The following is a 26,445-nucleotide window of genomic DNA, read 5'->3' on the forward strand; positions in this document are numbered from 1 at the left end:
GTCAGGCGGCGCGCGCGGCGCGCTCGTCCTCGGCCGGCATCAGGAAGGTGCGGTTGCGTCCGGTTTTCTTGGCGACGTAGAGGCCCTGATCGGCACGCTCGATCACGTCCTGTACGTCGCGGTCGCTTTCGTCGAACATCGCCAGCCCGACGGACACGGTGATGGGGATGACGACATCGCCATGCCGCACCGTCGCGCTCTCGATCGACGCTCTGATGCGGTCGGCGAGCAGCACGGCGGTTTGCTGGTCGATCTCGCGCAGCAGCACCACGAACTCTTCACCGCCGAAGCGGGCTGCCTTGTCGGTGGTCCGGATCGACTGACCGATGATGTCGGCGATGCCCTTGATGGCATCGTCGCCTGCGGCGTGGCCGTGGGTGTCGTTGATCTTCTTGAAATGGTCGATGTCGATCATCAGCGTCGCCATCTGGCGCTTGTAGCGGCGGCAGAACGCGACAGCGTCGTCGGCGACGCTCAGGAAGGACCGGCGGTTCATCAGGCCGGTCATGAAATCGGTTTCGGCGAGCTGGCGCAACCTCAGCATGTCCTCCTGGAACTGCATCGCGTTCTCGGTCGCGCGCAATTCGGCTTCCTTGGTACGCTCCTCGGCAAGGCCGATCCGGCGGAGCAGCGAGCGCAGCGCGCGTGAGAGCTGGACAACTTCGGCGGAGCCGCTCTGCCGCGCCAGCATGGTCGGGCCGTGCGCGCGTCCGATGCGGTCGGCTTCCCGCGTGAGGGCGATGATCGGCGAGGCGATCCGGCGCGAGACCAGCATGGCGAGCGACAGTGCAATCAGTGCGGTGGCGGCGCCGATTGCCAAGATCGTCTGGGCCAAGGACATCGCCGCCGCCAGCGCCACACTCGCCGGCTGGCTCGCGGTGACGATCCAGTTCAGGCCCTGATAATCGCGATGACCCCTGCCGACGTGGAACGCCGTCAGCATCTGCTGTCCGTCATCCGCTTCCCTGAAGGTACCGATGCCGGCTTTCACGATGGCGGCAAGTTCGTCGCCGCCATAACGGATAGTCTCTTTCTGCGGACCAAGCAGCACCATTCCGCCCTTGCTGAGGATAGACAGCCGAGTGTCGGTGTTGCCGTCATTGGCTTCGACATCCTTGATCAGATTGCTGGCCCAGTTCCAGTCCAGATGCCCGCCGAGCACGCCGAGCAGCTTGCCGCCAGCATCGTGCACGGGGACGGCGATGTCGACGAAGCGGTAAGGCTCGTTGTTGGCGCGCTGCGTCAGCAGCGAGGACAGTAGGACTGCCTCATGCACGTCCCCGACGGCAAGCCTGTCGAGACCCTGCTTGAACCACGGGCGCGCGCCCACCGACTTGCCTTGGAGTAGGCCGCCGGTGGAGGCGACGACGTTGCCCTGGACGTCGGCAAAGCCGATCCAGGAGAATTCGGAAAACGATCGCTGGACGTCCTCGAGCGAGCTGCGCAATGCGGCGGGGTCACCCTGCCACTGCGCTTGCATGGGCTGGAGTTCCGCGAACAGCTTCATCTCCTGCTGGCGGGTCGCCATGAATCGGTCGAGCCGGCCGGAGGCGCTGGATGCGATTCCAGCGAGGCTGCTCTCGATCAGAGCCGAGGTGTTCCTGTAGCTGATAAAAGCCGCGCCAACTGCGAGGACGCCGACGAGCACGATGGACATCGCGGCCACCGCCGCCGCGATCTGCGTGCGTACCGTCAGATGGTCTTCGATCGCGTGCAAACGGTCGACAGCTTGCCGTAACAGGGTTTTCATGGAAGGGCTCCGGTGTCACGGTCGCTTCTCCCATGTGGTACCTGCGAACCGATTACCGGCGGTATTTTCGATTCGATCGTATTGAATCGCTGGTGAAACGGGTTTGGTTGAAGTGGCCTTAAATTGCGCTGGGGCGGCTTGGGCCCGCGGAGTTCCCGCGGGGTAGGTTCCGCTGCTGTGCTGACACTATGCTGGCAGCAGGTCTGCGCTAGGTCGGCAACAACGGAGGAGTTTTGCATGATCAAGACCGCGCTCGACAATTTTCCAAGGCCACCCTGTGCCGAATTGCTGGGATGGCGCCTGCTCGATGCCCGCCCTGAGGAGGGCTGGATCAAGCTCGGCTTCGAGGGCAAGCCGGAGTTCTGCAATCCGGCCGGCTTCATCCAGGGCGGCATGCTCTCGGCCATGCTCGACAACACCATGGGCCCGGCGGTGCTGGTGATGAGCGAGGGCCGGCTCTACACCACCACGATCAGCATGACCGTGAATTTCCTCAGCCCCGCAAAACCCGGTCCGATCATCGGCGAGGCCAGGGTGACACAGCTCGGCAGGACCATTGCGTTCGTCGAGGCCAAGCTGATGGCGGAGAACGGGGCGGTGCTCGCGACGGCGAGCGCCAGCGAGCGGCTGCTGGAGGCGGTGCGGGTAGTCAGCAAATAGTCCAACTGCGTACTTCTATTCCCTTCTCCCCTTGTGGGAGAAGGTGGCGCGAAGCGCCGGATGAGGGGTATCTCTCAGCGAATTCGAACGTGAGAGAGGCGCGCGCGGAGACAACCCCTCACCCAAGTGAGCTTGCGTCCACCAGAGGGGCTGCCCTCTCCCACAAGCGGCCAGGGCACCTCATTTGCATCTCGTCCTGACTGCAGGGCTCACACCCCCGCGCGCGCGTCCTTGCTCACGATCGGCGGCTTGGCATTCAGCGCTTCGACCTGAAATCCCGCGACGCGCTTGTAGTTCGCGGCGATGTCTTCCAGCTCCTTTTGCGACAGCACGTCGGTGACGACCTTGTAACCGTCGGGCGCGCGCTCCTCGACCAGCTGCATCACCTGCTCGGGGCCGTTCTTGCGGTTCAGCAGGACGAGGTCGGTGGTCGCGGGGCGACGCTCGGCCTCATAGGCGAGCAGCGCCGCGGTCGTCGGTCCATGCGCGAGAATCTCGCGGGTGATGGTGCGGGCATCGAGGATCGCCTGCGAGGCGCCATTCGAGCCGATTGGGTACATCGGGTGCGCGGCATCGCCCATCAGCGTGACCTTGCCGAAGGTCCATTGTGGGATCGGATCACGGTCGACCAGCGGATATTCATAGGCGTGCGGGCAGTTCCTGATCAGGCCGGGCACGTCGAGCCAGTCGAATTGCCAGTTCTCGAACCAGGGCAAGAACTCTTCCAGCCGCGCGGTGCGGTTATAGTCCTCACGCCGCCACTGATAGGTCGGCGGCATATGGCGTTCGGCAACCCAGTTGATCAGATGGTTGCCCGCCGCGTCCGGCGCCTTGCTGATTGGATAGCAGACGAATTTCAGGATCTCATGGCCGGCCATGATCATGGTGCGGCCGGTCAGGAAGGCCTTGGACGGCGTGACGCCGCGCCAGAGGATGCGGCCGTTCCAGATCGGCGGACCTTCGCCCGGGTACAGCTTTTCGCGCACGGCGGAATGGATGCCGTCGGCGGCGATCAGGATCGCGCCGTCGTAAGTGCCGGCGGCCTTGCCGGTCGCCTTGTCGATGAAGTCGGCGCGCACGCCGTTGGCGGTTTCGGTCCAACCGGTCAGGTGATGGCTGGTCAGGATGTTGCCTCGCCCGAGCCGCTCGATCGCGGTGTCCAGCAGGATCTGCTGGAGGGTGCCGCGATGGATCGAGAATTGCGGCCATTTGTAGCCGGCCTCAAGCCCGCGCGGCTCGCTCCAGATCGGCTTGCCGTGCTTGGAGAAATAGGCGAGCTCGCGCGTCCGCACGCCGCTGGCATCGAGCTTGTCCAGCAGCCCGAGCTCGATCAGCTCGCGGACCGCATGCGGCAGCACGTTGATGCCGACGCCGAGCGGCTTAAGTTCGGCGACGCTCTCGAACACCTTCACGGGAACGCCGATTCCGTGCAGGCTGAGCGCAAGCGTCAAGCCGCCGATGCCGCCACCGGCGATGAGTACCGTCATGACAAAATCCCCCCTCGATTGAAGGCGTCTTCGCACAGCCGGGCGGCCGTGGGCAACTGCGAAGACGTCCCCTATGGACGGCGCGGCTGAGGGCCGTTAACGTCCGATTTTCCCCATGAGGTCCGACATGCTCAAGCTCTACTACGCGACCGGCACCTGCGCGCTCGCCACCTACATCACCCTGGAGGAGGCCGGCGCCGACTACACGGCCGAACGGCTGAGCTTCAAGGACAACCAGCAGAACAGCCCGGATTATCTCAAGATCAACCCGAAGGGCCGCGTGCCGGCGCTGGTGACCGATCGGGGCGTCCTCACCGAGACGCCGGCGATGCTGGCTTACGTCGCCCAGACCTTCCCGAAGGCGAAGCTCGCGCCGCTCGACGATCCCTTCGATTTCGCCCAGGTGCAGTCCCTCAACTCGTATCTGTGCTCGACCGTGCACATCAACCATGCCCACAAGATGCGCGGTGCGCGCTGGGCGGCGCAGGAGAGTTCGTTCGCAGACATGAAGGCGATGGTGCCGAAGACCATGGCGGCTTGCTTTGCCCTGATTGAGCAGAAGATGTTCAGGGGACCCTGGGCGATGGGCGAGCAGTACACGATCTGCGATCCCTATCTCTACACGCTCTCCACCTGGCTCGAAGGCGACAGCGTTGACATCAACGCCACGCCGAAGATTGCCGACCATTTCAAGCGCATGTCGGATCGTCCCGCGGTGGCGAAGGTGATGGCCGCGCAGAAGGCGTGAGAGGGCGGCTCTTGTAGGGTGGGCAAAGGCGCAAAGCGCCGTGCCCACGATCTTTTTTTCGGCGGCGACAGGTGGTGGGCACGCTCCGCTTCGCCCACCTACGAGAGCTTGCGCTTAACCTTCTCCAATTCCTGCCCTGTCTCCAGCATCAGCCGCCGCAGCCAGATCGAGCCCGGGTCCATCTGGGCGCGGGTTGGATAGAACATGAACTGCTCGTCGATCCCGGGGTCGAGCGGCGGCGTCACCGTGACGAGGCCGAGCTGCTTCGACAGCGCTGCGATCAGCCGGCGCGGCACGAAGGCGACGAGGTCGGTGCGGGCGGCGACATGCAGCGCTTCGAGATAGCCCGGCACGACCAGCGAGATGTGCCGCTCGATGCCCTTGCTGCGCAGCCAGGTGTCGATCAAATCCTCAGGCTGGCCACGAATGATCACGCCGACATGGCGCGCGGCCAGGAAGGTTTCGCGCCGCTTCAGCTTCGCAGCCATCGGATGGCCGCGCCGCACCGCCAGCGCGTCGCTGTCGGTGTAGAGCAACTGGCGGTGAAAGCCTTTGAAGGCGTTGCCGATCGAGATCACCAGATCGATCGTGCGTGCGAATTCGGCGTGGAAAATCGCAGGACCCCGCCATGGCACGACGTCGATGCGGACATTGGGCGCCAGCCGCGTCACCTTCTCCATCAAGGGCGGCATCAGAAGCTCGACCGCGAGATCCGGCATCATCAGGCGGAATTGCCGCTCGCTGCGCGCGGCATCGAATTCCTCGGGCACGAACAGCCCGCGTACCTGATCGAGCGCCTGTGCCAGCGGCGCGCGCAGCGCCTGTGCCCGCGGGGTCAGCTCCATGTGCGCACCGGTGCGCACCAGCAGCGGGTCGCCAAAGATGTTGCGCAGGCGCTGGAGCGCGTGGCTCGCGGCCGGCTGTGACAGACCCATTCTCAGGGCGGCGCGGCTGACATTGGCCTCGCGCAGCAGCGCGTCGAGTGCGGTCAGCAGGTTCAGGTCAAGCGAATTCAAATTCATGAGGCGAATAGATATCATATTCGCTATTGATTTGAAGAATGATCATTTTCCCGCGATGATCTCCGTGTTGCCACCAAACGGAGATGCCGCAATGAGCGCGAGCGCCAACAAGAAACTGATGCAGGACATTTTTGCCGCGGCTGCCGATCCGGATCCGGCCGCGCGCGACCGCGCCCTCTTTACCTCAAGCCTTGCCGACGACGCCCGATGGGTCGTGACCGGTCAGTATTCCTGGTCGAGGACCTTTTCGGGCAAGCAGTCGATCCTCAACGATCTGCACGCCTATGTGCGCACCCGCCTGGTCGACCGCACCCGGACTGTCGCCCACCGCTTCATCGCCGATGGCGACGTCGTCGTGGTGGAAGCCAAGGGCGACAACGTCACGCCGGAGGGCGTCCGCTACGACAACGACTACTGTCTGGTGTTTCGTCTCGAGGGCGGCAAGATCAAGGAGATTCGGGAATACTGCGACTCGATCCTGACTGAGAAGGCACTCGGGCCCTTTCCGCAGACACCCGTGAGGGCAGCGCGCTGACCGGATTGAACCGCGTCGCGTCCGCCGGGCGGTCCTGTTCGTCACAGCCGGCGATGGTCATGCGGGCCTGGCGGACGCTTGTGGACATCGTGCGGGTCCGGCGGGAGCGGTCCCGCGCCCGGTTTCAGCTCGCAGCCATGACCGAACGGGAGCTGCTGGACTGCGGCATGACCAGGTCCGAGATCGAGTACGAGTTGAGGAAGCCCCGTCGGCAGCGGTAGGGCGCCGCCGCCGTTTTCCGGCACCGGTGGGAACCTTTGGGTTTCCCCCGGCGTTTCGTCCGCTCCGGGGCAATCGCGCCCTTGGCATCGCGCGCGTTGGGAAATCTATGCTGACTGGGGCTTCGGACGTTTCGACACATGTGGGCCTTAGCTTCCCCGGACTCCGCGAAAAACTAAGAGACGCCACTGCGGTTGCGCACCGGTACCTCGATGCGCAGCTGACGTCGTTGGATCTCGCCACCTTGTCCGGCTACCGTCGTTTTCTGCAAGCCAGTGCGGGCGCGCTTTTGCCGCTCGAGGCGGCGCTCGTCGAGGCCGGCGTTGCCAGAATGTTTCAGGATTGGCCGGAGCGGTCGCGCAGCGCTGCAGTTGCGGCTGATCTCGGCCGGCTTGGGAGCGCCGCGCAATCCACGGTGTCGGTGCGGCCCCTGACACGAAGCGGCGTGCTCGGCACGATGTATGTGCTGGAGGGCTCCCGGCTCGGCGCCAAATTCCTGCTCAAGGCGGTCGCTGACGCTGCAGATCCGCGCATCCGTGAGGCCACGGACTATCTCAGCCATGGTGCGGGCCAGCGGCTCTGGCAGAGCTTTTTGGCGAAGCTTGGAGCCGAAGACGCCTGCGACGACGAAGCGATCGCGGCGGCAGGCGCGGCCTTCGCCGCTTTCGAGCAGGCGGCGGACCGCGCATGAGCGAGGCGGTCAATCTCACCAATTGCGATCGCGAGCCGATCCACATTCCCGGCAGCGTGCAGCCGTTCGGTTTCATGCTCACTGTCCTCTCGGATTTCACGATCTGCATGGCCTCCGACAATGTCGGCAGCTTCCTCGGAAGCGACGTGGCCGATCTGCTCCAGCAGCCATTGTCGAGCGTCATCTCCGAAGCTGCCGTCGAGACCATCCGCCGGCACGTCGACCATTTGAGCGGGCCGGATGCGACCGAGCGCCTGTTCGGCGTCGAGCTCCTGACCGGCAAGCCGCTTTACGATCTCTCGATCCATTTCTCCGGGGTCTATCTCGTCATTGAGGCAGAACCCAGCGTCCACGAGCCCGGCGTCAGTTCCGGTGAGCTCGTCCGCCTGATGCTCGAGCGCATCCGCAAGACGCGCGGCATCAGTGAGCTTGCCCGCGAAGCCGCGCGCCAGCTCAAGGTGCTCTCCGGCTTCGACCGGGTCATGGTCTATCAGTTTCACCCGGACGGGTCGGGCGAGGTCATCGCCGAGACCGCGGAAGCCGGGCTCGAATCCTTCCTCGGCCTGCATTATCCGGCGTCCGACATTCCACGGCAGGCTCGGATCCTCTATCAGCGCAACTGGCTGCGCATCATCGCCGACATCGGCGCCAAGCCCGCTGCCCTGACCTCCATCCCCACGCACAATGCCGGTCTGCTCGACCTCTCGATGAGCGTGCTGCGATCGGTCTCGCCGATCCACATTGAATATCTGCGAAACATGGGCGTCGCTGCGTCGATGTCGGTGTCGATCCTGCGCGACGGCAAGTTGTGGGGCCTGTTCGCCTGCCATCATTACTCGCCGCGCTACATCTCGTTCGAGAAGCGCACCGCGGCCGAGCTGTTCGGACAGATGTTCTCCTGGATCGTCGAGGGACGCGAGCGCGAGGGTGATGTCGCCTATGAGGCGCGAGCTCACCAGGTTCAGGAGCGCTTGATCGAGATCGCGGCCTCACACGAGCACAGCCGGCGCGCGGTCGTCGACTTTCTCAGCGATTACCGCAAGATGATCGCGTGCGACGGCGTCGCGATCTGGTCCGACAACAAGATATCGCTCGAGGGAGACACGCCCACCGAAGACGAGGTGAAGGATCTCGTCGCCTTCATCAACCGGACCTCGCCGGGCCGGATCTTTGCCAGCGCCGAGATCGCCAAGGTCTATGCCGCCGGGCAGGCTTTTCGCGACCGCGCGGCGGGTTTTCTCGCCATTCCCATCTCACGGACACCGCGCGACTGCCTGGTCTTCTTCCGGCGCGAGGTCACGCGTTTCGTGAACTGGGCCAGCGCTCCCGACAAGGTCTACGACGAAGGCCCGAACGGGCCGCGCCTGACGCCGCGCAAGAGCTTCGAGCTCTGGCAGGAGACGGTGGCGGGGCAATCGAAACCGTGGTCGTCTGCCGACATCCGCATCGCCGAGAGCCTGCGCGTCACGCTGCTGGAGGTGATCCTGCAATTGTCCGACCTCGCCGCGCGCGAGCGCCGCGGCGCGCAGGAGCGGCAGGAGCTGATGATCGCCGAGCTCAATCACCGCGTCCGCAACATCCTGAGCCTGGTCCGCGCGCTGGTGGCGCAAAGCAAGGACACGGCGACGAGCGTGGAGGAGTTTGCGAGCGTCCTTGGCGGTCGTATCCAGGCCCTGGCCCGCGCCCACGACCAGATCACCAACCTGAACTGGGCGCCGGTGGCGCTGCGGACCCTGCTCGAATCCGAGGCCGGCGCCTATCTCGGAGCGCGTGCAGGCCGGGTGAAGATGGGCGGGCCGGACGTCGCGCTCGATCCCAAGGCGTTCTCCACGCTGGCTCTCGTCGTCCACGAAATGATGACCAATTCCGCCAAATATGGCGCGCTCGCCGATTCCACCGGCAGTGTCGAGGTGATCTGGCGCCTCGATCCCTCGTCCAGTCTCGTGATCGAATGGAAGGAAAGCGGCGGGCCACCGGTGCAGCCGCCGTCGCGGCGCGGCTTCGGCACCACGATCATCGAGCGCTCAGTGCCGTTCGATCTCAAGGGCGATGCGGAAATCCGCTTCGACCTTCTGGGCGTCCAGGCGACGTTCGTCATTCCCGCCAATTTCGTCGAGCTGATGCCGGCGATAGCAGGAGCCGCCATGCGGCTTGAGGAACAGCAGTCCGACCGTCCGCGAATCTCCGAGACCGCGCTGATCGTCGAGGACAATCTGATCATCGCAATGGCGGCGGAGGTCATTCTGCTCGATCTCGGCGCGCGCCACGTCGACACCGCCGCGACGGTCGACCAGGCGCTGCGTTCGATCGAGCGCACCCGACCGAACTTCGCCATGCTCGATCTCAATCTCGGCAGCGAGAGCAGCATCAAGGTGGCGCAGAAGCTGAAGGAGATTGGCGTGCCCTTCATCTTCGCAACCGGCTATGGCGAGCGTGCGCCGATCCCGGAACAGCTGGCCGACGCGCCGGTCGTTCAGAAGCCCTACACGCTGGAAGTGGTCGAGCACGCGCTCGGCAAATTGCAACAGGCCGGCGCCCTATGAAGGTTGCGTGTCACGCTATGCATGCGGCTGCGGATCCCTGCATGACCTCGCATAGCTGCCGATAAAATCAGCAGCATTTGTACCCGGCCGATTCGACTCGCGCGAAAAATTTGAAGGTTCAATTAAGGAGTGTCCTCCATTGTGCCGCGGTGCAGCGTGGGTCGCAACGATGCGACGCGCGGCTGCCGGGGTGGCTGGTAACGTGACCGGCCGCTCGAAGTGAAATGCATCTTGGTGGACAGTGGGAATGCCGAAGTTTCGTTTGCGGATCAGGGGACGCCTGTACGCAGGCTTCACGGCCTTGGTGGTGGTTGGTCTCGTGATGGCGGTGGTTGCCGTCTGGAATTTGCGGGCGGTGCAGGAGCAGGTTGCAAGACAATCCGCGCTCTCGGACAGCACGGCGCGGGTGTTGGAGATTTCGACCCATCTTCAGGCGATCCAGCGCGCCAATCTGCGATACGTCTACGATGCCGACGAATCCGCGATGAAAGAGGCGCTGGAGCGGGAGAACGCCGCAACCGAGCTGTTGCGAGTCGGTGCGAAGGGAACGGCCTCCGAGGAGCGGCGAGCGCTCTATAGCGGTCTCATCGACGACATCGCCAAGATGCGACGCTTGCGTGACAATCTCGGCGACGCCGTCAACGAGGCGCGAACGGGCAAGGCGACCCTGCTGCCGAGCGGTGAGGAACTGGCCGTCAAGATGGGCAAGCTGGTCGATGCGGCGCGCGCAGCCGTCGACGAAGATACCGCGGCCCTCGTCGCTGACCTCGAATCCAGGACCCTCCTCGTTCGGGTGGCAAACTGGCGCTTCCTGGCGCTGCGCGACGCGCAGGGGCCGGCGAATTTCAGGGCGAGCGTAGACAGGGCGGCGCAGCGGCTCGCAGCTCTCGAAAAGAGCCCGCAGGCGACGGAATTGCGATCCACGCTCGCGCCGGTGAAGACCTCGCTCGGAATCTACAAATCCGCGTTCGAGTCGACCTCCGCCGCGATGCTCCAGGCGGACGAAATCTACCACAAGGACCTCGCGCCCCTCATCGTCGGCAGCATCGGCAGGCTCAAGGCCGCGGAAACGACCCTGAAGAAGGACTATCAGGGCTCGCGCAGTGAAGCCGAAGCCGTTATCGCCGGCACGACGACCATTCAGGAGGTCGCCGGCGGCCTCGCCATCCTGTTCGGCGGCATCGTCGCTTTCCTGATCGCCCGCAGCATCGTCGGTCCTCTGACCTCGATGACGCGCGCGATGGGGCTGATTGCCGGCGGCAATCTCGCGGTCGAGATCCCCGGTCGCGGCAAGGCTGACGAGATCGGCGACATGGCCAAGGCGATCCAGGTGTTCAAGGACAACATGATCGACACCGAACGCATGCGCGCCGAGCAGTCCGAGCTCGAGGCGCGGCAGGCCGAGAGCCGCAAGAAGGACATGGTCAGGCTGGCCGACCAGTTCGAGCAGGCGGTCGGCGAGATCGTGAACACGGTGTCGTCGGCCTCGAACGAGCTCGAGGCCTCCGCCGGCACTCTCACCACGACCGCCTCGCGGGCCCAGGACCTGTCGACGGAGGTCGCCAGCGCCTCGCAGGAGGCTTCGGCCAATGTGCAGGCGGTCGCCTCGGCAACCGAGGAACTCTCCTCCTCGGTGTCGGAGATCGCCCGCCAGGTGCAGGAATCCGCCCGTATCGCGGTTGAGGCCGTCGGTCAGGCGAGCAGGACCAATGACCGCGTCGGCGCGCTCTCCAAGGCCGCCGCGCGGATTGGCGACGTGGTCGAACTGATCAGCACGATCGCCGGCCAGACCAACCTGCTGGCCCTGAACGCCACCATCGAGGCGGCGCGCGCGGGCGATGCAGGCCGCGGCTTTGCCGTGGTCGCCTCCGAGGTCAAGGCGCTCGCCGAGCAGACCGCGAAGGCCACCGGTGAGATCGCTCAGCAGGTTTCCGGCATCCAGGCCGCGACGGCAGAATCGGTCGGGTCCATCAAGGAGATCAGCGGGACCATCGAGCGGCTATCGGAGATTTCGTCGACGGTCGCGGCCGCCGTGGAGCAGCAGGGCGCGGCGACGCAGGAGATTTCCCGCAACGTCCAGCAGGCGGCCCATGGCACGCAGAGGGTATCGTCCAACATCGGCGACGTGCAGCGCGGCGCCTCCGAAACCGGATCGGCCTCATCGCAGGTGTTGTCGGCAGCGCGCTCGCTGTCGGCCGACAGCAACCGGCTGAAGCAGGAAGTGGCCAAGTTCCTGAATTCGGTCCACGCCGCCTGAGTCTCAAACGCAAAAGGCCACGCGCATGCGCGTGGCCTCGAAGACCGGCGCGGTCCGATCAGGCGACCTTGGTCGCCATGTGCTTGAACATGTTGGCGCGCGCCTCGTCGTCCATCTCCGCCTTGAAGCTGAACTTGTCCTTCAGCGCGATCGCACGCGCCGCCGCCGGGCGCGCCGAGATCTCGTCGACCAGCCGCTTCACGTTCGGGTAGCGCGCGAAGGCGTCGTCGCCGAGCTTGAACGGCAGCATCCGCGCCCAGCCCCACAGCGCCATGTCGACGATCGAATAGCTGTCGCCGACCATGTAGCTGCGGCCTTCGAGATGAGCGTCGAGAATCCTGTAGTGGCGATCGGTCTCGTACTGGTAGCGGTTATGGGCGTAGTCGTGGTTCTGGTCCTTCGGAGCAAAGTGCTTGAAGTGCACCGCCTGACCCGAATAGGGCCCGACGCCGGTGGCGATGAACATCAGCCAGGACAGCGTCTCGCCGCGCACGCTGGCGGCGGGCAGGAACTTGCCCGTCTTCTCGGCGAGATAGAGCAGGATGGCGTTCGAGTCGAACACGATGGTGCCATTGTCGTCGATCGCCGGCACCTTGCCGTTCGGATTGACCTTCAGATAGTCGGGCGTGAACTGCTCGCCCTTGCGGGTGTCGACCTTCACGGGCTCGAAGGGCAGGCCGGCCTCTTCCAGGAAAAGCGCGACCTTGGTCGGGTTCGGCGAGCCGTTGAAATAGAATTTGAGCATCGATCTCCCCAGTGTTTGTTACGAGGTGCGAGTACAGCGCGGTTGCCGCACTGCCTCTCTTGCCTGAACCCGTCGGGAGAGCAACCGGCGAGTTTGCCGGGCGGCACCTGCGCGCTGCGCAGATCAGCCGGTGTAACAAAGGCCGATCGCCGCCGTAAGGACCATCACCGCGCCGACGGCTTCCAGGCGCGACGTCCTCGGGAGAGATGCTGGGGCTCGGCGCTTCGCGCCTTTGCCCCCGACGAGAACGGCCCGATTAGCCCGCCGCCATGCCGGCGCGGATTTCGGCGCGGAGTTCGTCGATCAGCTTGAGGCCCTTCTTGGTCTCGACGTGCCAGAAGGTCCAGCCGTTGCAGGCCTGCGCGCCCTGCGCCACGGCGCCGATGCGGTGGATCGAGCCGACCTTGTCGCCGAACATGATGGCGCCATCGGCACGGACCAACGCGCCGAGCTTCTTCTTGGCGTCGAACAGCTTCGTGCCGGGCATGATCATGCCGCGCTCGATCAGTTCGGAGAACGCGACCCGCGGCGCTTCGCGCGCGGTCATGAACGGGGCGAGGCTCGCCTCCGGCAACGGCTCGACCGCGGCGATGCGGGCTTCGGCGGCCTTGGCATAGGTCTTGTCGCGCTCGAAGCCGATATAGGAGCGACCGAGGCGCTTGGCGACGGCGCCGGTGGTGCCGGTGCCGTTGAAGGGATCGATCACGAGGTCGCCGGGCTTCGACGAGGACAGCAGCACGCGCGCGAGCAGGCCTTCGGGCTTCTGTGTCGGATGCACCTTCTTGCCGTCGGCGCCCTTGAGGCGCTCCTCGCCGGTGCAGAGCGGGATCAGCCAGTCGGACCGTGCCTGCACGTCCTCGTTCGCGGCCTTCAGCGCTTCGTAATTGAACGTGTAGCCCTTGGCTTTTTCGTCGCGCGCGGCCCAGATCATGGTCTCGTGCGCGTTGGTGAAGCGGCGGCCGCGGAAATTCGGCATCGGGTTCGACTTGCGCCAGACGATGTCGTTCAGGAGCCAGAAGCCGAGATCCTGCATGATCGCGCCGACGCGGAAGATGTTGTGATAGGAGCCGATCACCCAGATCGTCGCCGACGGCTTCATCGCACGGCGGGCGGCCAGCAGCCAGGCGCGGGTGAAATCGTCATAGGCGGAGAATGAATCGAACTTGTCCCAGTCGTCGTCGACGGCGTCGACGTGGGATTCGTCGGGGCGCTTGAGATCGCCCTTGAGCTGGAGATTGTAGGGCGGATCGGCGAACACGAGGTCGACCGAACCAGCCTGAAGCTTCGACATCTCGGCGACGCAATCGCCGAGAATGATGCGATGCGATGCGGACTCGAAATTTGTGCGGGGCGCCCTTGCAGACGCCCCGCGACGCGACTCTACCATGACTCAAGAACTCTGACTCAGGCGACGCTGTCGGCGACGCGGGACCAAACAACCGACTGACCGTTACATTGAAGCGGCAAAGTAAAAATCGACTTAACCCGCTGTTTTCGTGAGCAGGCCTCGCATCGCGTTCTGCGTGCATGCCGTCGCGCGCAATCGCTGCATTTTACGGGGGATTCTGCGTTTGCGTGGGTCGCTGAAGCAATCATGGCTTCAAAAAGGCCGGAAATTTCTCTCGGAAAAAATTGCTGGATGCCAGGAAAATATTGCTGGCATCGACGGGCTGTCGCACTAGGCAATTTTTGCCGGCCACGATATTGATAAAGGCAACGGAAATTTTACCTGTGTGGCGCGTTGAGCTTTCGCGCTGTTGCGCCCGACGAACTTGAACCAGGGACCCCGAGGGGAAGGCCGCCATGCGTTACGATGATTTCCGCCGCAGCGACGATATCGAGGATCGTCGCGACGATGGTGGCGGCGGCGGTGGCGGAGGCGGGTTTGGCCTGCCGATGGGCGGCGGCGGGCTCGGCATCGGCACCATCATCGTGCTCGGCCTTGTCGGCTATGCGTTCGGCATCGATCCGCGCATCCTGATCGGCGGCGCCGAGATTCTCACCGGCGGCGGCCAGGCGCCTTCCTACCAGACCGATCGCCAGTCGACCTCCGCCAAGCGCGGCGCGCCGACCGACGAGATGGGTAGCATGATCGCCGGCATACTCGGCGAGATCGACGACCGCTGGAGCGAGATCTTCCAGGCCAGCGGCCAGAACTATACCGGTCCGAAGGTCGTGCTGTTCCGCAACGTCACCAATGGCGGCCGCTGCGGCCGGGCAGAGTCGGCGATGGGGCCGTTCTATTGTCCGCCGGATCGCACCATCTTTCTCGACACCTCGTTCTTCCGCGAGGTCGAGACGCGCTTCCGCGGCTGCTCCGGCAAGTCCGCCTGCAATTTCACCACCGCCTACATCATCGCGCATGAAGCCGGCCACCACATCCAAAACCTGCTCGGCATCATTCCGCGCGTGACGCGGCTGCAGAAGCAGGCCGGCTCGAAGGCGGAGGCCAACGCGCTTCAGGTGAAGGTCGAATTGCAGGCCGATTGCCTGTCCGGCGTCTGGGTCAACCGCGAGGCGAAGAAGCGTCCGAACTTCCTCGAGCCCGGCGACATCGATGCCGCGCTGACCACGGCAAGCGCGATCGGCGACGACACGCTGCAGCGCCAGTCCACGGGACGCGTCGTGCCTGACTCCTTCACCCACGGCTCGGCCGCGCAGCGCAAGCAGTGGTTCATGACCGGCTACCAGCAGGGCACGGTCCAGGCCTGCAATACGTTTGGTGGCGGGCAGTAAGGCGGTCACGTGCCCCGGACGCAGCGCAGCGCTTTCTTCAGCGTTGCGCTGCAGAGGCGGGGCCCACAATGCCGGTTTCCCAAACCTCTGAAATGGGGCCCGGCTCTGAGGTGCGGCGCTGATCGCCGCGCCTTGTCCGGTACACGAGAGACGCCATGGCCTCCATCGACGAAGCAAAACAGTTCATCCCGCTCGACATCGCGGTGCTTACCGTGTCCGATACACGTGCGCTCGCGGATGATAAGTCCGGGCAGACGCTCGCCGACCGCCTCGCCGCGGCTGGCCATCGCCTCGCCGCGCGCGAGATCGTTACCGACGATGTCGAGGCGATCCGCGCCATCATTCGCCGCTGGATCGCGGATGGTGGAATCGACGTCATCATCACCACCGGCGGCACCGGTTTTACGGGACGCGACGTCACACCCGAGGCGATCGAGCCGCTGTTCGAAAAGCGCATGGACGGTTTCTCGATCGCCTTCCACATGCTGAGCCACGCCAAGATCGGGACCTCGACGATCCAGAGCCGCGCCACCGCCGGCGTCGCGGGCGCGACCTACATCTTCTGCCTGCCAGGCTCCCCCGGCGCCTGCCGCGACGGCTGGGACGGCATCCTGGCCGCTCAGCTCGACTACCGCACGCGCCCCTGCAATTTCGTCGAGATCATGCCGCGGCTGGATGAGCATCTGCGAAGGCCGAAGGCGCAAGGCGCGACGGTGTGATTGCTTTCTCCCTTCTCCACCTGTGGGAGAAGGTGGCGCGAAGCGCCGGATGAGGGGTATCTCTCGGCACGGAATGCGCCGAGAGATACCCCTCATCCTAGCGAGTTCGTGTCCGCCGGCATTGCTGCCCCCTCCCACAAGGAGCGAGGGCGCTGTCATGCGCATCTCACCCGTGGTGATCAGAGATCGCGCTCCCAGGTCTCTCCGATCAAATCCTGCCCGAAGCTCCGATGCGGCTCGGTCGCCACTAGCTCGAAGCCGGCACTTTTGTAGACGCCGCGTGCAGCCACCAGAATGCTCTGCGTCCACAGCGTCATCCTGCTGTAGCCCCGCTCACGAGCGCCCTGGATGCATTGCTCGACCAGCGCGCGGCCGACGCCGAGACCCCGCGCTTTCTTCTCCACCTGCAACAGGCGGAGCTTGGCGATCTCGTCGGTGGCCTTGACCAGGAAGATCGAGCCGACCGGCTCACCACCCACTTCCGCGATCCAGCAGTGCTCGCGTGCGGCGTCGTAATTCTTGATGAATTGAGCGCAGATCTCGGCGACCAGCGCCTCGTAGCTGATGTCCCAATGGTAGTCCGCGGCATAGGCGGCGGCCTGCTTGGAGATGACCCAGCCCATGTCGCCGACGCGATGGCTGCGCAGCATGACAGCCGCGGGCTGGGTTCGACGTCGCTCCAGCACGGCCTCGATGGTCGCCATCGCCTGCGTCAGCCGCGTTGCATCCTCGGCCGAAAGCTGCACCAGCATCGCGGCGACCTCGCTTTGCGAGCTCAGGTTCAGCTTGGCGTAGGCCTGGCGGCCCTTGGCAGTGAGGCTGAGCTGGTATTGCCTGCGATCTGCGGGCAGAGGCTTTCGCGTGATCAGCCCCTTTTCCTCGAAACTTTGCACGATGCGGCTGAGATAACCGGGGTCGAGGCCAAGCTCGTTTCCGATCTCCTTTGCCGCCAGCTCGTCGCGATGCGCGAGTTCGTAGAGCACGCGGGCCTCGCTGAGCGAAAACGGGCTCTTTCCAAGATGCTGGTCGAGCACGCCGAGCTTGCGGGTATAGAAGCGGTTGAAGGCGCGGACCGCTGCGATGCGATCGTCGGCAACCTGTTCGGTCGCAATGGCTGATGGGGAAGGGCTTGATGGCATGAGGGCACCTCGATATTTGCCATTGTCAATTAATTGCTTGACTTTGGCAAGTATGAGATGGCTTCAGGCGACCATGACGATCCGGCTGCGCAGCATGGTCCGGGACGAGCGGCCGAGCCGCCGGAGCAGCCGTGCCTCGGAGCGGCGGGCCTGCGGCGGGTATCCGCCGATGCGATCGTAATGATCACGCGCAATCAAAAGGCCCTGATCGCCGAAAGGCCCGATCAGCCCGCGCACCACGGCCCGGAGGATGTCGCGCAATCCAGTATCGGCGTAAGGCGAGCGCGCATAGCGGAACACGGCGGCACGGTCCCGTCCGCTGCTCGCGACGACCTGGATGAACTGGGTAGTTTCCTCGATCCAGCCGGTTTCCAGCACGGCGCCGGCAGGCAGGAACATCAGCCAGGGCGAGCGCGCCTGGAGCGCGCCGGCCGCGAGCGCAGCGCCTTGTGAGGAACCCTCGAAGCCGACGAAACGGCAGCCTGCGACGTCGGCAACCCGCTCGATGACGCCGTTGCGGGTGCCGTCGACCAGGAGCACCTCCCGGATGATTCCGGCGGCGGCCCCCGGGACCAGCGCGGCCAATGTCGCCACCGCGGTCTGCTCGACGCCTTCGGTCGGAATGATGACGCTCAGCATGATTGAGGCTTCAATGTCCGCACTTCGGGAGAAGCGTAGCTTATGACGATGTTGTCATAAACACGTGGCGTTGCCGAGTGCAACTTTCCGGCGGCGCTTCGGCGTGCGATGGTAAACCGCAGTCAGTCATCTCAGCCAAATGTGTCATGCGCAGGTTGGCGATGTTGCCGAATGTTTCGGCACAAGCTCGTCCCGAGAGTATTAACCCGGAGTTTCACGGCGACATTGTGCGGCGCGGGGTTGGCTCCTGCAGGAGGGCGCGCCTTGCAAGAAAGGTTCGAACGGCAAATGTGTGACTTTGGTGCCGGCGGAGGCTTCCCATGAATTCCGATCAACTCGCTGTCGGCACGGCGTCGGCGTCGCCGAAGCCGGAGGCTGCGCCGACCTTGCGGATCCGCGCGCTGATGCTGGGCGACCGCATCAACGCCTCCGGCCTCGAGATCGGCACGCTGGTCTCGTCGTCGCCCGCCGCCTTCCGCGTCCATGCCGGTCTTGCCGTGGTCTTCCGCTACGGCGTCGTGGTGCTGATCGGGCTGCTTCCGTCCGAGGAGAAGGTGCTGATCGATGGCCTGAAGCCGCGGGTGGTCGGCGAGCTCAGCCCGTATGAGGAGGAGATCGCGCAGGCACAGCTGTGCAAGGACGAAACCGCCGAGGTGATCCAGCCGGGCGGGCCGATCTGCCTCGCCAAATTCTCCGACGACCGACTGTTGCTGGTTGCGGATGCGCTCGCCAAGAGCACGTCGCTGGCGCGCGACGAGCGCCGCGTCGCCGCGGTGTTCGATGTGATCGAGCCGTTTGCCCGGGAGCTCGCCGAGCACGGCCGCACGCCGCGCCGTCGCAAGGGCATCCTGCGATTGATCGGCAATGCACTGCTGGTGCAGCAGCGCGTCGCCGGCCGCGTCGCGATCGCCGAGAAGCCCGATGTGCTCTGGGAGAAGCCCGAACTCGACCGGCTCTATTCGCGCCTCGAGGACGAGTACGAGCTGAAAGAACGTCTCGACACGCTCGAGCGCAAGCTCTCCGCGGTGTCGGAGACGGCCAACGCGCTGACCGACATCATCGACACCCAGCGCTCGCTCCGCCTGGAGATCGCGGTCGTCGTGCTGATCGTGATCGAGGTCGCGATCGGGTGTTTTCAGATCTTATCAGGGACTCACTGAGCCGCTTGCCGCGCGCGGGCGGCGCTTGTGCAGGTCGGACCGCGAATGCCACGCGGCGATCTCGGCAAGCTCGGCCTCGGGCCGCGTCTCGACCGTCTCGCAGCGTCCGAGATGAAGCTCTCCGGCATCGCCGTCGATCGTGACCCATTCGTCCTCGCACAGCAGGGCACCGGCGAGCTGAGCCCGCCTCGCGACGGGATCGATCTTCAATTCGCGGCAGCCCACCACGCAAGGCTTGCCCATCTGGCGCGCCACCAGCGCTGCATGCGAGGTCCGCGCGCCGACCGCCGTGACGATGCCCGCCGCCAGCGCAAAGCCTGCGACATCGGCAGTGCTGGTATCGGGACGCAGCAGGATGACCGGCTCGCCCGCTGCCGATAGCCGCTGGGCGCTTTCGGAATCGAACGCCGCGCGTCCGATGCCGATGCCGCCGGAGGCTCCGACGCCGGCGGTTGCGGGCTTGCCGGGAGAAACCAGCCTGGTCTCCGTGAGCCCGGCGAGATCAATGTCCTTGATGCGCCTCAGGGCCTCGTCCTCCGCGATCAGACCTTCATGCACGAGGTCAATCGCGATCCTCACCGCGGCGCGCGGGGTGCGCTTGGCGGCCCGGGTCTGGAGGATCCAGAGCTTGCCGTCCTCGACGGTAAATTCGACGTCCTGGACGTCGGTGAACTCGCGCTCGAGCTGCTTCAGAATGTCGGCAAGCTCGGCTTCGGTTCGCGGCAATGCGCGCGCGATCGCGTCGGCCGTATCAGGCGCGCGGCGGCCGGACACGACGTCCTCGCCCTGCGCATCGAGCACGAGATCGATCATCGGGCGTGGTGCTCCCGTCGAAGGATCGCGCGAGAAGGCGACGCCGGCGCCGGAGGCCCGCCCGCCATTGCCGAACACCATCGCCTGTACCGTGACCGCGGTGCCCTGGAGTTCTTCCAGCTGCTGGAGCTTCCGGTAGGTCTGGGCTCGCTCGCTCATCCAGGACCGGTAGACGGCCTGTGCTGCCGCCTCGAGCTGGCCGACCGCATCGTCGAGCCAGCCATCGGCGCGATCCTCGACCAGCACCTGTTCGTCGCCGGCAAGCCGCTCCAGCGCCTCGCTGTCGAGCTCGCGATCGCTGTCGGCGCCTTCGGCTCCGACCAGTTCGGCGATGCGGACGGCGAATGCGTCGGCGTCCAATCCGAGCACGGTTTCGCCGAAACTCTCCAGGAAGCGGCGCCGGCAGTCCCAGGCGAGCCTTGGCCGGCCGGTCGCTCTAATCAGGCCGTGCACGGCATCCGGCGTGCAGCCGACATTGAGGACGGTGTCGAGCATGCCCGGCATCGATCGGGCGGCACCCGAGCGGACCGAGACCAGCAGCGGCTGCCGTCGGTCGCCGAAGCGCTTGCCGGTCGAGTCTTCCAGGAACGCAATTCCTTCCTTGAGCCCGTCGCGCAGACGATGTTCGGCGTGGGCGTGGCGGGAGATGATGTCCGCACACAGCTTGACCGGCAGCACGAAAGCGGGCGGCACCGGCAGGCCCAGCGCGGCCATCCGGGCGAGGTTCGCGGCCTTGGCGCCGATCTCTTCGGCGGAATGCAACGCCGTCGCGCCGGCGCCGATACGCACGATATGCATGGTGTTTCCCCTAAGCTGCGAGATCGATCATGATGTGACGGCGCAACAGGTGGCCGAAGCCGGCGAAACGATCGGTGGCGCGCTCGATCGCACGTGCGAGCTCGAGTACCGAGAGCGAGGTCGCGACGTCGAAGCCGCCGCCGAACACCAGGGCAGTCGTCGCGCGCTCCAGGCTGTCCGCGGCATGTTCGGCATCGATCAGCCGGGTCACCGCGGACAGCGCATCCTCGGAATCCGCGCGCCGTCCTTCCGGCACGTCGGTCGCTGCGGCGATCCCGCTGGCCGCGACCTCGGTCGCGGTCATCGCGACCGCGCAGAGTTCAGCGAGCGCGGTCAGCAGCGACGGGTCCGTCCGATCCGGCATGAGGGAGGCAATGAAGGCCGCCTGTTCCAGCTCGTCGACGGCTTCCTCGGCCCGATCGATCAATTGCCCGATCGTCGGCCGGGCGTTGAGCCGGTCGATCTCCTTGCGGGTTTCGAGCGCGATGCGATCCGCCTTCTGCTCGATCGCGCCGCAGCGTCGCGCCAGCAGCGTCGGATCGGCAGGCCGGCCGACCCGAAGCGCGTCAATATGACGAGAGATCGCCGCGACAACATCATGGGCCAATCCGATCTGGCGCAGCACGGCGGCAAGCAGGGCGCCATCGACGCGCTCCAGGTGTCGCACCAGGTCGGCCTCGATTTGGTCGCGCACCGTCCTGACCGAGCGCCCGGTGAGCAGCGCTGCGGTCGAGGCGCGCAGCGCCGCGTTGAGGAAATCGATTGCTGCGGTACGGCCCAGCGCCTGGTCGAGCCGTTCGCCGAAGCCGATCCGTGCGGGGGCGGCATTGCGGACGGCGGACCCCAGCAACTCGTTGCCGCCGAGCTCGAGGAAGCCGCGATGTCCGATCCGGTGACGCGCCGCCCATTCCAGGATCGTGGCCGCGTCGTCCTTGGCGACCCAGGTACGCAACAGCTTGCGCGCCTTGTTCCAGTCGATCAGGAACACCAGTGCGCCGCCCACGGCCGTGAGGAATTCGTTGCGATCGGCGGCATGAGAGGCCTGGAACTGCCCGGTGACGAGATAGAACGAGTTGTCGTCGCCAAAGCCTGCGGCGGTGTGACGGTCGAGCCCGCTCCAGGTCGCCTCGAATTTGTCGAACAGCGAGATGAAGAACTTGGCCCGCGCCAGGTGGACGTCGGTGTAGGTGACGGTGACCGCGTTCTTCTTGACCGCGATCACCACGACATGGGCATCGGTGGTGCCGATGTCATTCTGGATCAGCAACTTTCCTCCCGAGCGGGTCGCCATGGTGTCGAGGCCGGGATGGTTGAACTTCAGGCCGCGCGTCTCGTTGAGGCCCTTCATGAAGGCCTCGACCGCGCTGCGATCTTCGCCGTGCAGGCCGAACACATGGGCGCCGTCGAGCGTTTCCTCCGCGCAGCTCGACGCGAGCTTGTTCAGGGCCTTGTGCAGATCCATCACCAGGCGATGGAGACTGTCGCCGGCAGCCTCGGTGACGCCGGTGAGACGGGCAATGCGGGCGAGATCGATGTCGTTGGTCGCATCGAGCAGGCCCGCACTGCGCACGGCCGTCAGCCGCGCATTCGCCTTCTCCCCCTCCGAAGGCGCGCCGGCGCCGACGGCCCGGATCATGGCCGCGGCGTCGTCCTGGATTTCCTTCATCAGCTTGGCGAGGTTCGGGGCCGCGAGCCGCGACGGTCCGATCAGATGAGCGCCCCCGATCAGCGTTGCGATCGCCGCAGGCGCGATCCCGGCGGCGTGGCTCTCGACCGCAAGCTCGCTGACCGGACGATCCGGGTTCTGCGCATGGCTCACTGCTGCCTGCAGCGCGCTCATGCGCACCTTGATGCGGTCGTTGGCGGCAAGCCCTTCCGCCACCAAAGCGGGCAGAAGGATGCCGCCCTGTCCGAGCTCTTCGATGATCTGGGTTTTCATGATCCATCCGCACAGCGATTGATGCCGTCTGTATGCCGCGAAGTTGCGGCCGCCTCATTGCGGCAGATCATTCATAAAAATGTCATGCAGTAGGCTGCTTGCGCAGCAGCGCGGCGCTGTGGCGCGCGATGGTGATCTCTTCGTTGGTGGGAATGACGAAGACGTCGACCGCGCTGCCGCTTTGGTTGATGCGCTCGCGCGCTGCGTCGTTGGCCGCTGGATCGATGCGCACGCCGAGCCATGCGAGCCGCTCGCCGATCGCGCTGCGGATTTCCTTGCTGTGCTCGCCGATGCCGCCGGTGAACACGAGGCAGTCCAGCCCTTGAAGGGAGTTCGACATCACGGCGATCTCCTGAGCCGCGCGGAAGGTGAAGAGATCGATCGCCTCGCCCGCAGCGGCCTCGCGGCTTGCAAGCAGCGTGCGCATATCGGACGAAAGCCCGGAGACGCCGAGCAGGCCGGACTCGTGATAGAGCAGGTGCTGCACCGCCTCGGCCGACATCTTCTCGTGCTGTTGCAGATAGAGCAGCACGCCGGGATCGATCGTGCCGCAGCGTGTGCCCATCACGAGGCCATCGAGCGGCGTCAGTCCCATCGTGGTGTCGACGCTGCGGCCATCGCGCAGCGCGCACAGGCTCGCGCCATTGCCGAGATGAGCGATGACCGTGCGGCTGGCTGCGAGGTCCGGCGCGGTTCCGGCAAGGCGGCCCGCGACATATTCAAACGACAGCCCGTGGAAGCCGTAGCGCCGGAGGCCGCGTGCTTCGAAGCGCCGCGGGATGGCGAAGCGGCTCGCGGGCGGCGCGAGGCCGTGATGAAAGGCGGTATCGAAACAGGCGATCTGCGCCAGCGCGGGCTGGATCGCTCGGATGGTGCGGACCGGCGCGAGGCAGCGAGGCTGATGCAACGGCGCCAGCGGCGTCAGTGCCTCCAGCTTCGCGGTGATCTCTTCGGTCAGTGCGACCGGACCCGAGTAGTCCGGACCGCCATGAACGACGCGATGGCCGACGGCACGCAAGCAGCCCTTGCCGAATTGGTCCTCGATGAATCCGAGCACGTCGGCGAACAGGTGGCCACTGTCCGTATCCGACGCTTCTCTCTTCTTCTCGAACAGGACGTGGCCTCCGGTGCTTTTCACAGCGAGCCGGGGCTTGGCCTCGTGCTCGTCGAGCAGGCCGCTGCAGAGCAGGCTGGGTTCAACAGCCGAGATGTCGAACAGGCCGAACTTGATGCTCGACGATCCCGAGTTGAGGACGAGGACTGAGGCCGATGCCGGCATGATGTCAGCCCGTCTTGCCCGGCCAGGCCCAGTCGCGGATCTCAGGCATGTCCTCGCCATGCTCGCGAATGTAGCGCGAATGTTCGATCAGCGCGTCGCGGAACTGCTGCTTCACAGCCGCGGCTTTGGTCGCAAGGCCCGGCACCCGTTCGATCGCCTCGATCGCGAGGTGATAGCGATCGAGTTCGTTGAGCACGACCATGTCGAACGGCGTGGTCGTGGTGCCTTCTTCGATGAAGCCGCGCACGTGCAGGCCGGCATGGTTGGTGCGGTTATAGGTCAGCCGGTGGATCAGGTGGGGATAGCCGTGATAGGCGAACACCACCGGCTTGTCGCGCGTGAACAGGCTGTCGAAGTCGCGATCGGAAAGACCGTGCGGATGCTGCTCCTTGGGCTGAAGCGTCATCAGGTCAACGACGTTGACGACACGGATCTTCAAGTCGGGCAGCGCCTTGCGCAGGAGGTCGACGGCGGCGAGCGTCTCCAGTGTCGGCACGTCGCCTGCGCAGGCCATCACCACGTCGGGCTCGCTGTTCGCGTCCTCCGTGCCGGCCCAGGTCCAGATGCCGATGCCGGCATCGCAATGGGGGGCCGCTGCTTCCATCGACAGCCATTGCGGCGCCGGCTGCTTGCCGGCAACGATCACGTTGATGCGGTTATAGGTGCGCAGGCAGTGGTCGGCGATCCACAGCAGCGTGTTGGCATCCGGCGGGAAGTAGATACGAACGATATCGGCCTTCTTGTTGGCGACGAGATCGACGAAGCCGGGATCCTGATGGCTGAAGCCGTTATGGTCCTGACGCCAGACATGCGAGGTCAGGAGATAGTTGAGCGATGCGATCGGGCGCCGCCACGGCAGGTGCCGCGTCACCTTCAGCCATTTGGCGTGCTGGTTGAACATGGAGTCGACGATATGGATGAAAGCCTCGTAGCAGGAGAAGAAGCCGTGGCGGCCGGTGAGCAGATAGCCTTCGAGCCAGCCCTGGCAGAGATGCTCGCTCAAGACTTCCATGACGCGGCCGTCTTGCGCCAGATGCACGTCGTAAGGCTCGATCGGCTCCATCCAGACCCGCTCGGTCTCCTCGAACACCGCATCCAGCCGGTTTGACGCGGTTTCGTCAGGGCCCACGATGCGGAAGTTGCGTTCCTTTGCGTTGAGGCGGATGACGTCGCGCAGGAATTTGCCGAGCTCGCGCGTCGCTTCCCCAATGGTGCCGCCGGGCCGCGGCACCTCGACGGCGAAGCTGCGGAAGTCCGGCAGCTTCAGCTCCTTCTTCAGCAGCCCGCCATTGGCATGTGGATTGGCGCCCATGCGCCTGACACCTTCGGGCGCGAGCGCCTGGAGTTCTGGAATGAGCGCGCCGCTCTCGTCGAACAGCTTTTCCGGCTCGTAGCTGCGCATCCAGTCTTCGAGAATTTTGAGATGTGCCGGATTCTCGCGGCAGCCGGCAACGGGAACCTGATGTGCGCGCCAAAAACCCTCGACCTTCTTGCCGTCGACCTCCTTCGGTCCTGTCCAGCCCTTGGGGCTGCGCAGCACGATCATCGGCCAGCGCGACCGCTCGACGCTCTTGCGGCCGTCGCGGGCGTGCTGCTGGATCGAGCGGATGCTGGCGAGCGCGACATCGAGCGCATCCGCCATGGCCTGGTGCATCAATTTGGGATCGTCGCCCTCGACAAATAGCGGCTCGTGGCCGAACCCGCGGAACAGATCGCGGATCTCGCTGTCGGGCATCCGCCCGAGCACGGTCGGATTGGCGATCTTGTAGCCGTTCAGGTGCAGGATCGGCAGTACCGCGCCGTCATGGGCGGGGTTGAGGAACTTGTTGGAGTGCCAGGACGCAGCCAGCGGGCCGGTCTCGGCCTCGCCGTCGCCGACCACGCAGGCGACGATCAAATCGGGATTGTCCAGCGCCGCGCCATAGGCGTGCACCAGCGCGTAGCCGAGCTCGCCGCCCTCGTGGATCGAGCCCGGCGTTTCCGGCGCCGCGTGGCTCGGAATGCCGCCGGGGAAGGAGAACTGCCTGAACAGCTTGCGCAATCCGTCCGTGTCGCGGGCAATGTCGGGATAGATCTCGCTGTAACTGCCTTCCAGATAGGTGTTGGCGACCATGCCCGGCCCGCCATGGCCGGGGCCGCAGACATAGAGCACGCTGAGATCGAGTGCACTGATGACACGGTTGAGATGGGCGTAGATGAAGTTCAGGCCGGGCGTCGTGCCCCAATGGCCGAGCAAACGCGGCTTGATGTGCTCGGGGCGCAAGGGCTCGCGCAGCAGCGGATTGTCGAGCAAATAGATTTGCCCGACGGAGAGGTAGTTCGCGGCGCGCCAGTAGCGATCGAGGAGGTCGAGGTTGCTGCTTGCCGCGGCCGATTGTTGTTGATTTGTCATGTTCCTGCTGACCTTCACCCCGGCGATCGTCACCAACATTGTTCCGCGACGATTGATCCCTGGCCGGCATCAAACGAGATCATTGCGACGGGCATGTTGCGTGAGGTCAAACCGCCGAGCCCGAAATTTGGGCGGCTACTGTGCATGGGGTTGTTTTCCCATTTTTTGTTTGTG

At 65.2% G+C, this 26,445-nt stretch carries 22 protein-coding genes; 10 read left to right on the plus strand and 12 right to left on the minus strand.

What is annotated here, in order from left to right; genetic code table 11:
* Nucleotide 1: 1 nt before the first annotated feature.
* Nucleotides 2-1,750 carry a sensor domain-containing diguanylate cyclase gene (locus tag IVB24_RS12950; protein WP_247773101.1) on the minus strand — a complete coding sequence of 583 codons (1,749 nt, stop codon included), beginning with the start codon at nucleotides 1,748-1,750 and terminating at the stop codon, nucleotides 2-4.
* 237 nt (nucleotides 1,751-1,987) lie between these two features.
* On the opposite strand from IVB24_RS12950, the gene IVB24_RS12955 reads away from it, so the two are divergent.
* Complete coding sequence (locus IVB24_RS12955) at nucleotides 1,988-2,410, plus strand: PaaI family thioesterase (protein ID WP_247773102.1); 423 nt, start codon at nucleotides 1,988-1,990, stop codon at nucleotides 2,408-2,410.
* Between the two features lie 209 nt (nucleotides 2,411-2,619).
* Here IVB24_RS12955 and IVB24_RS12960 read toward each other — a convergent pair whose 3' ends face one another.
* Nucleotides 2,620-3,897, minus strand: a complete 1,278-nt coding sequence (locus IVB24_RS12960; protein WP_247773103.1) for a flavin-dependent oxidoreductase — start codon at nucleotides 3,895-3,897, stop codon at nucleotides 2,620-2,622.
* A gap of 127 nt (nucleotides 3,898-4,024) precedes the next feature.
* Here IVB24_RS12960 and IVB24_RS12965 point away from each other — a divergent pair, with 127 nt between their 5' ends.
* On the plus strand, nucleotides 4,025-4,645 hold the full coding sequence (locus IVB24_RS12965) for a glutathione S-transferase family protein (protein WP_247774083.1): 621 nt from the start codon (nucleotides 4,025-4,027) through the stop codon (nucleotides 4,643-4,645).
* 98 nt (nucleotides 4,646-4,743) lie between these two features.
* On the opposite strand, the gene IVB24_RS12970 is transcribed toward IVB24_RS12965, so the two are convergent.
* Nucleotides 4,744-5,667, minus strand: a complete 924-nt coding sequence (locus IVB24_RS12970; protein WP_247773104.1) for a LysR family transcriptional regulator — start codon at nucleotides 5,665-5,667, stop codon at nucleotides 4,744-4,746.
* Nucleotides 5,668-5,758: 91 nt separating this feature from the next.
* Between IVB24_RS12970 and IVB24_RS12975 the strand changes: the two genes are divergently transcribed.
* The 5 genes from IVB24_RS12975 (at nucleotide 5,759) to IVB24_RS12995 (ending at nucleotide 11,912) form a co-directional block, all read left to right on the plus strand.
* Complete coding sequence (locus tag IVB24_RS12975; RefSeq protein WP_162308417.1) at nucleotides 5,759-6,202, plus strand: nuclear transport factor 2 family protein; 444 nt, start codon at nucleotides 5,759-5,761, stop codon at nucleotides 6,200-6,202.
* Between the two features lie 59 nt (nucleotides 6,203-6,261).
* On the plus strand, nucleotides 6,262-6,423 hold the full coding sequence (locus IVB24_RS12980) for a DUF1127 domain-containing protein (protein ID WP_244607547.1): 162 nt from the start codon (nucleotides 6,262-6,264) through the stop codon (nucleotides 6,421-6,423).
* 107 nt (nucleotides 6,424-6,530) lie between these two features.
* On the plus strand, nucleotides 6,531-7,112 hold the full coding sequence (locus IVB24_RS12985; RefSeq protein WP_247774084.1) for a biliverdin-producing heme oxygenase: 582 nt from the start codon (nucleotides 6,531-6,533) through the stop codon (nucleotides 7,110-7,112).
* Nucleotides 7,109-9,655 (plus strand): HWE histidine kinase domain-containing protein, encoded by a 2,547-nt coding sequence (locus tag IVB24_RS12990; protein WP_247773105.1) that lies wholly within the window; start codon nucleotides 7,109-7,111, stop codon nucleotides 9,653-9,655. The genes IVB24_RS12985 and IVB24_RS12990 overlap by 4 nt, the downstream gene beginning before the upstream one ends.
* Nucleotides 9,656-9,902: 247 nt before the next feature.
* Complete coding sequence (locus tag IVB24_RS12995) at nucleotides 9,903-11,912, plus strand: HAMP domain-containing methyl-accepting chemotaxis protein (RefSeq protein WP_247773106.1); 2,010 nt, start codon at nucleotides 9,903-9,905, stop codon at nucleotides 11,910-11,912.
* 58 nt (nucleotides 11,913-11,970) lie between these two features.
* Here IVB24_RS12995 and IVB24_RS13000 read toward each other — a convergent pair whose 3' ends face one another.
* From IVB24_RS13000 to IVB24_RS13010, 3 genes are all read right to left on the minus strand, one after another.
* Nucleotides 11,971-12,657, minus strand: a complete 687-nt coding sequence (locus IVB24_RS13000) for a glutathione S-transferase family protein (protein ID WP_166474331.1) — start codon at nucleotides 12,655-12,657, stop codon at nucleotides 11,971-11,973.
* Nucleotides 12,658-12,913: 256 nt separating this feature from the next.
* Nucleotides 12,914-14,044, minus strand: coding sequence for a site-specific DNA-methyltransferase (locus tag IVB24_RS13005; protein ID WP_140477596.1), 1,131 nt, complete (start codon nucleotides 14,042-14,044; stop codon nucleotides 12,914-12,916).
* Between the two features lie 205 nt (nucleotides 14,045-14,249).
* Entirely contained in the window at nucleotides 14,250-14,462 is a 213-nt protein-coding gene (locus tag IVB24_RS13010) for a hypothetical protein (RefSeq protein ID WP_140477597.1), read from the minus strand.
* Here IVB24_RS13010 and IVB24_RS13015 point away from each other — a divergent pair.
* Both IVB24_RS13015 and moaB read left to right on the plus strand, forming a co-directional pair.
* Nucleotides 14,461-15,393: a neutral zinc metallopeptidase gene (locus IVB24_RS13015; protein WP_247773107.1), complete on the plus strand. Its 933-nt coding sequence runs from the start codon at nucleotides 14,461-14,463 to the stop codon at nucleotides 15,391-15,393. The genes IVB24_RS13010 and IVB24_RS13015 overlap by 2 nt on opposite strands.
* A 155-nt stretch (nucleotides 15,394-15,548) precedes the next feature.
* Complete coding sequence (moaB, locus tag IVB24_RS13020; protein ID WP_247773108.1) at nucleotides 15,549-16,112, plus strand: molybdenum cofactor biosynthesis protein B; 564 nt, start codon at nucleotides 15,549-15,551, stop codon at nucleotides 16,110-16,112.
* 179 nt (nucleotides 16,113-16,291) lie between these two features.
* On the opposite strand, the gene IVB24_RS13025 is transcribed toward moaB, so the two are convergent.
* On the minus strand, nucleotides 16,292-17,251 hold the full coding sequence (locus IVB24_RS13025) for a helix-turn-helix domain-containing GNAT family N-acetyltransferase (RefSeq protein WP_247773109.1): 960 nt from the start codon (nucleotides 17,249-17,251) through the stop codon (nucleotides 16,292-16,294).
* Between the two features lie 63 nt (nucleotides 17,252-17,314).
* Nucleotides 17,315-17,890 carry a glycosyl transferase gene (locus tag IVB24_RS13030; protein ID WP_247773110.1) on the minus strand — a complete coding sequence of 192 codons (576 nt, stop codon included), beginning with the start codon at nucleotides 17,888-17,890 and terminating at the stop codon, nucleotides 17,315-17,317.
* Nucleotides 17,891-18,210: 320 nt separating this feature from the next.
* Here IVB24_RS13030 and IVB24_RS13035 point away from each other — a divergent pair, with 320 nt between their 5' ends.
* Nucleotides 18,211-19,050 carry an RMD1 family protein gene (locus IVB24_RS13035; protein ID WP_247773111.1) on the plus strand — a complete coding sequence of 280 codons (840 nt, stop codon included), beginning with the start codon at nucleotides 18,211-18,213 and terminating at the stop codon, nucleotides 19,048-19,050.
* Here the strand turns inward: IVB24_RS13035 and IVB24_RS13040 are convergent.
* The 4 genes from IVB24_RS13040 to IVB24_RS13055 form a co-directional block, all read right to left on the minus strand.
* A complete protein-coding gene (locus tag IVB24_RS13040) occupies nucleotides 19,036-20,661 on the minus strand; it encodes a PEP/pyruvate-binding domain-containing protein (protein ID WP_247773112.1) in 1,626 nt (541 codons plus the stop codon). The two genes, IVB24_RS13035 and IVB24_RS13040, sit on opposite strands and share 15 nt — an antisense overlap.
* 10 nt (nucleotides 20,662-20,671) lie before the next feature.
* Nucleotides 20,672-22,600, minus strand: a complete 1,929-nt coding sequence (locus IVB24_RS13045; protein ID WP_247773113.1) for a hypothetical protein — start codon at nucleotides 22,598-22,600, stop codon at nucleotides 20,672-20,674.
* A gap of 82 nt (nucleotides 22,601-22,682) precedes the next feature.
* Nucleotides 22,683-23,879: an acetate/propionate family kinase gene (locus IVB24_RS13050; protein WP_247773114.1), complete on the minus strand. Its 1,197-nt coding sequence runs from the start codon at nucleotides 23,877-23,879 to the stop codon at nucleotides 22,683-22,685.
* Between the two features lie 4 nt (nucleotides 23,880-23,883).
* Entirely contained in the window at nucleotides 23,884-26,271 is a 2,388-nt protein-coding gene (locus tag IVB24_RS13055; protein ID WP_247773115.1) for a phosphoketolase family protein, read from the minus strand.
* Nucleotides 26,272-26,445 lie beyond the last annotated feature (174 nt).

The organism is Bradyrhizobium sp. 192 (assembly GCF_023100965.1).
Classification (GTDB): domain Bacteria; phylum Pseudomonadota; class Alphaproteobacteria; order Rhizobiales; family Xanthobacteraceae; genus Bradyrhizobium; species Bradyrhizobium symbiodeficiens.

Coding starts and splice junctions, on each gene's coding strand:
- IVB24_RS12950 (WP_247773101.1), bottom strand. CDS start 1,750: ATGAAAACCCTGTTACGGCAAGCTGTCGACCGTTTGCACGCGATCGAA.
- IVB24_RS12955 (WP_247773102.1), top strand. CDS start 1,988: ATGATCAAGACCGCGCTCGACAATTTTCCAAGGCCACCCTGTGCCGAA.
- IVB24_RS12960 (WP_247773103.1), bottom strand. CDS start 3,897: ATGACGGTACTCATCGCCGGTGGCGGCATCGGCGGCTTGACGCTTGCG.
- IVB24_RS12965 (WP_247774083.1), top strand. CDS start 4,025: ATGCTCAAGCTCTACTACGCGACCGGCACCTGCGCGCTCGCCACCTAC.
- IVB24_RS12970 (WP_247773104.1), bottom strand. CDS start 5,667: ATGAATTTGAATTCGCTTGACCTGAACCTGCTGACCGCACTCGACGCG.
- IVB24_RS12975 (WP_162308417.1), top strand. CDS start 5,759: ATGAGCGCGAGCGCCAACAAGAAACTGATGCAGGACATTTTTGCCGCG.
- IVB24_RS12980 (WP_244607547.1), top strand. CDS start 6,262: ATGCGGGCCTGGCGGACGCTTGTGGACATCGTGCGGGTCCGGCGGGAG.
- IVB24_RS12985 (WP_247774084.1), top strand. CDS start 6,531: ATGCTGACTGGGGCTTCGGACGTTTCGACACATGTGGGCCTTAGCTTC.
- IVB24_RS12990 (WP_247773105.1), top strand. CDS start 7,109: ATGAGCGAGGCGGTCAATCTCACCAATTGCGATCGCGAGCCGATCCAC.
- IVB24_RS12995 (WP_247773106.1), top strand. CDS start 9,903: ATGCCGAAGTTTCGTTTGCGGATCAGGGGACGCCTGTACGCAGGCTTC.
- IVB24_RS13000 (WP_166474331.1), bottom strand. CDS start 12,657: ATGCTCAAATTCTATTTCAACGGCTCGCCGAACCCGACCAAGGTCGCG.
- IVB24_RS13005 (WP_140477596.1), bottom strand. CDS start 14,044: ATGGTAGAGTCGCGTCGCGGGGCGTCTGCAAGGGCGCCCCGCACAAAT.
- IVB24_RS13015 (WP_247773107.1), top strand. CDS start 14,461: ATGCGTTACGATGATTTCCGCCGCAGCGACGATATCGAGGATCGTCGC.
- IVB24_RS13010 (WP_140477597.1), bottom strand. CDS start 14,462: ATGGCGGCCTTCCCCTCGGGGTCCCTGGTTCAAGTTCGTCGGGCGCAA.
- moaB (WP_247773108.1), top strand. CDS start 15,549: ATGGCCTCCATCGACGAAGCAAAACAGTTCATCCCGCTCGACATCGCG.
- IVB24_RS13025 (WP_247773109.1), bottom strand. CDS start 17,251: ATGCCATCAAGCCCTTCCCCATCAGCCATTGCGACCGAACAGGTTGCC.
- IVB24_RS13030 (WP_247773110.1), bottom strand. CDS start 17,890: ATGCTGAGCGTCATCATTCCGACCGAAGGCGTCGAGCAGACCGCGGTG.
- IVB24_RS13035 (WP_247773111.1), top strand. CDS start 18,211: ATGAATTCCGATCAACTCGCTGTCGGCACGGCGTCGGCGTCGCCGAAG.
- IVB24_RS13040 (WP_247773112.1), bottom strand. CDS start 20,661: ATGCATATCGTGCGTATCGGCGCCGGCGCGACGGCGTTGCATTCCGCC.
- IVB24_RS13045 (WP_247773113.1), bottom strand. CDS start 22,600: ATGAAAACCCAGATCATCGAAGAGCTCGGACAGGGCGGCATCCTTCTG.
- IVB24_RS13050 (WP_247773114.1), bottom strand. CDS start 23,879: ATGCCGGCATCGGCCTCAGTCCTCGTCCTCAACTCGGGATCGTCGAGC.
- IVB24_RS13055 (WP_247773115.1), bottom strand. CDS start 26,271: ATGACAAATCAACAACAATCGGCCGCGGCAAGCAGCAACCTCGACCTC.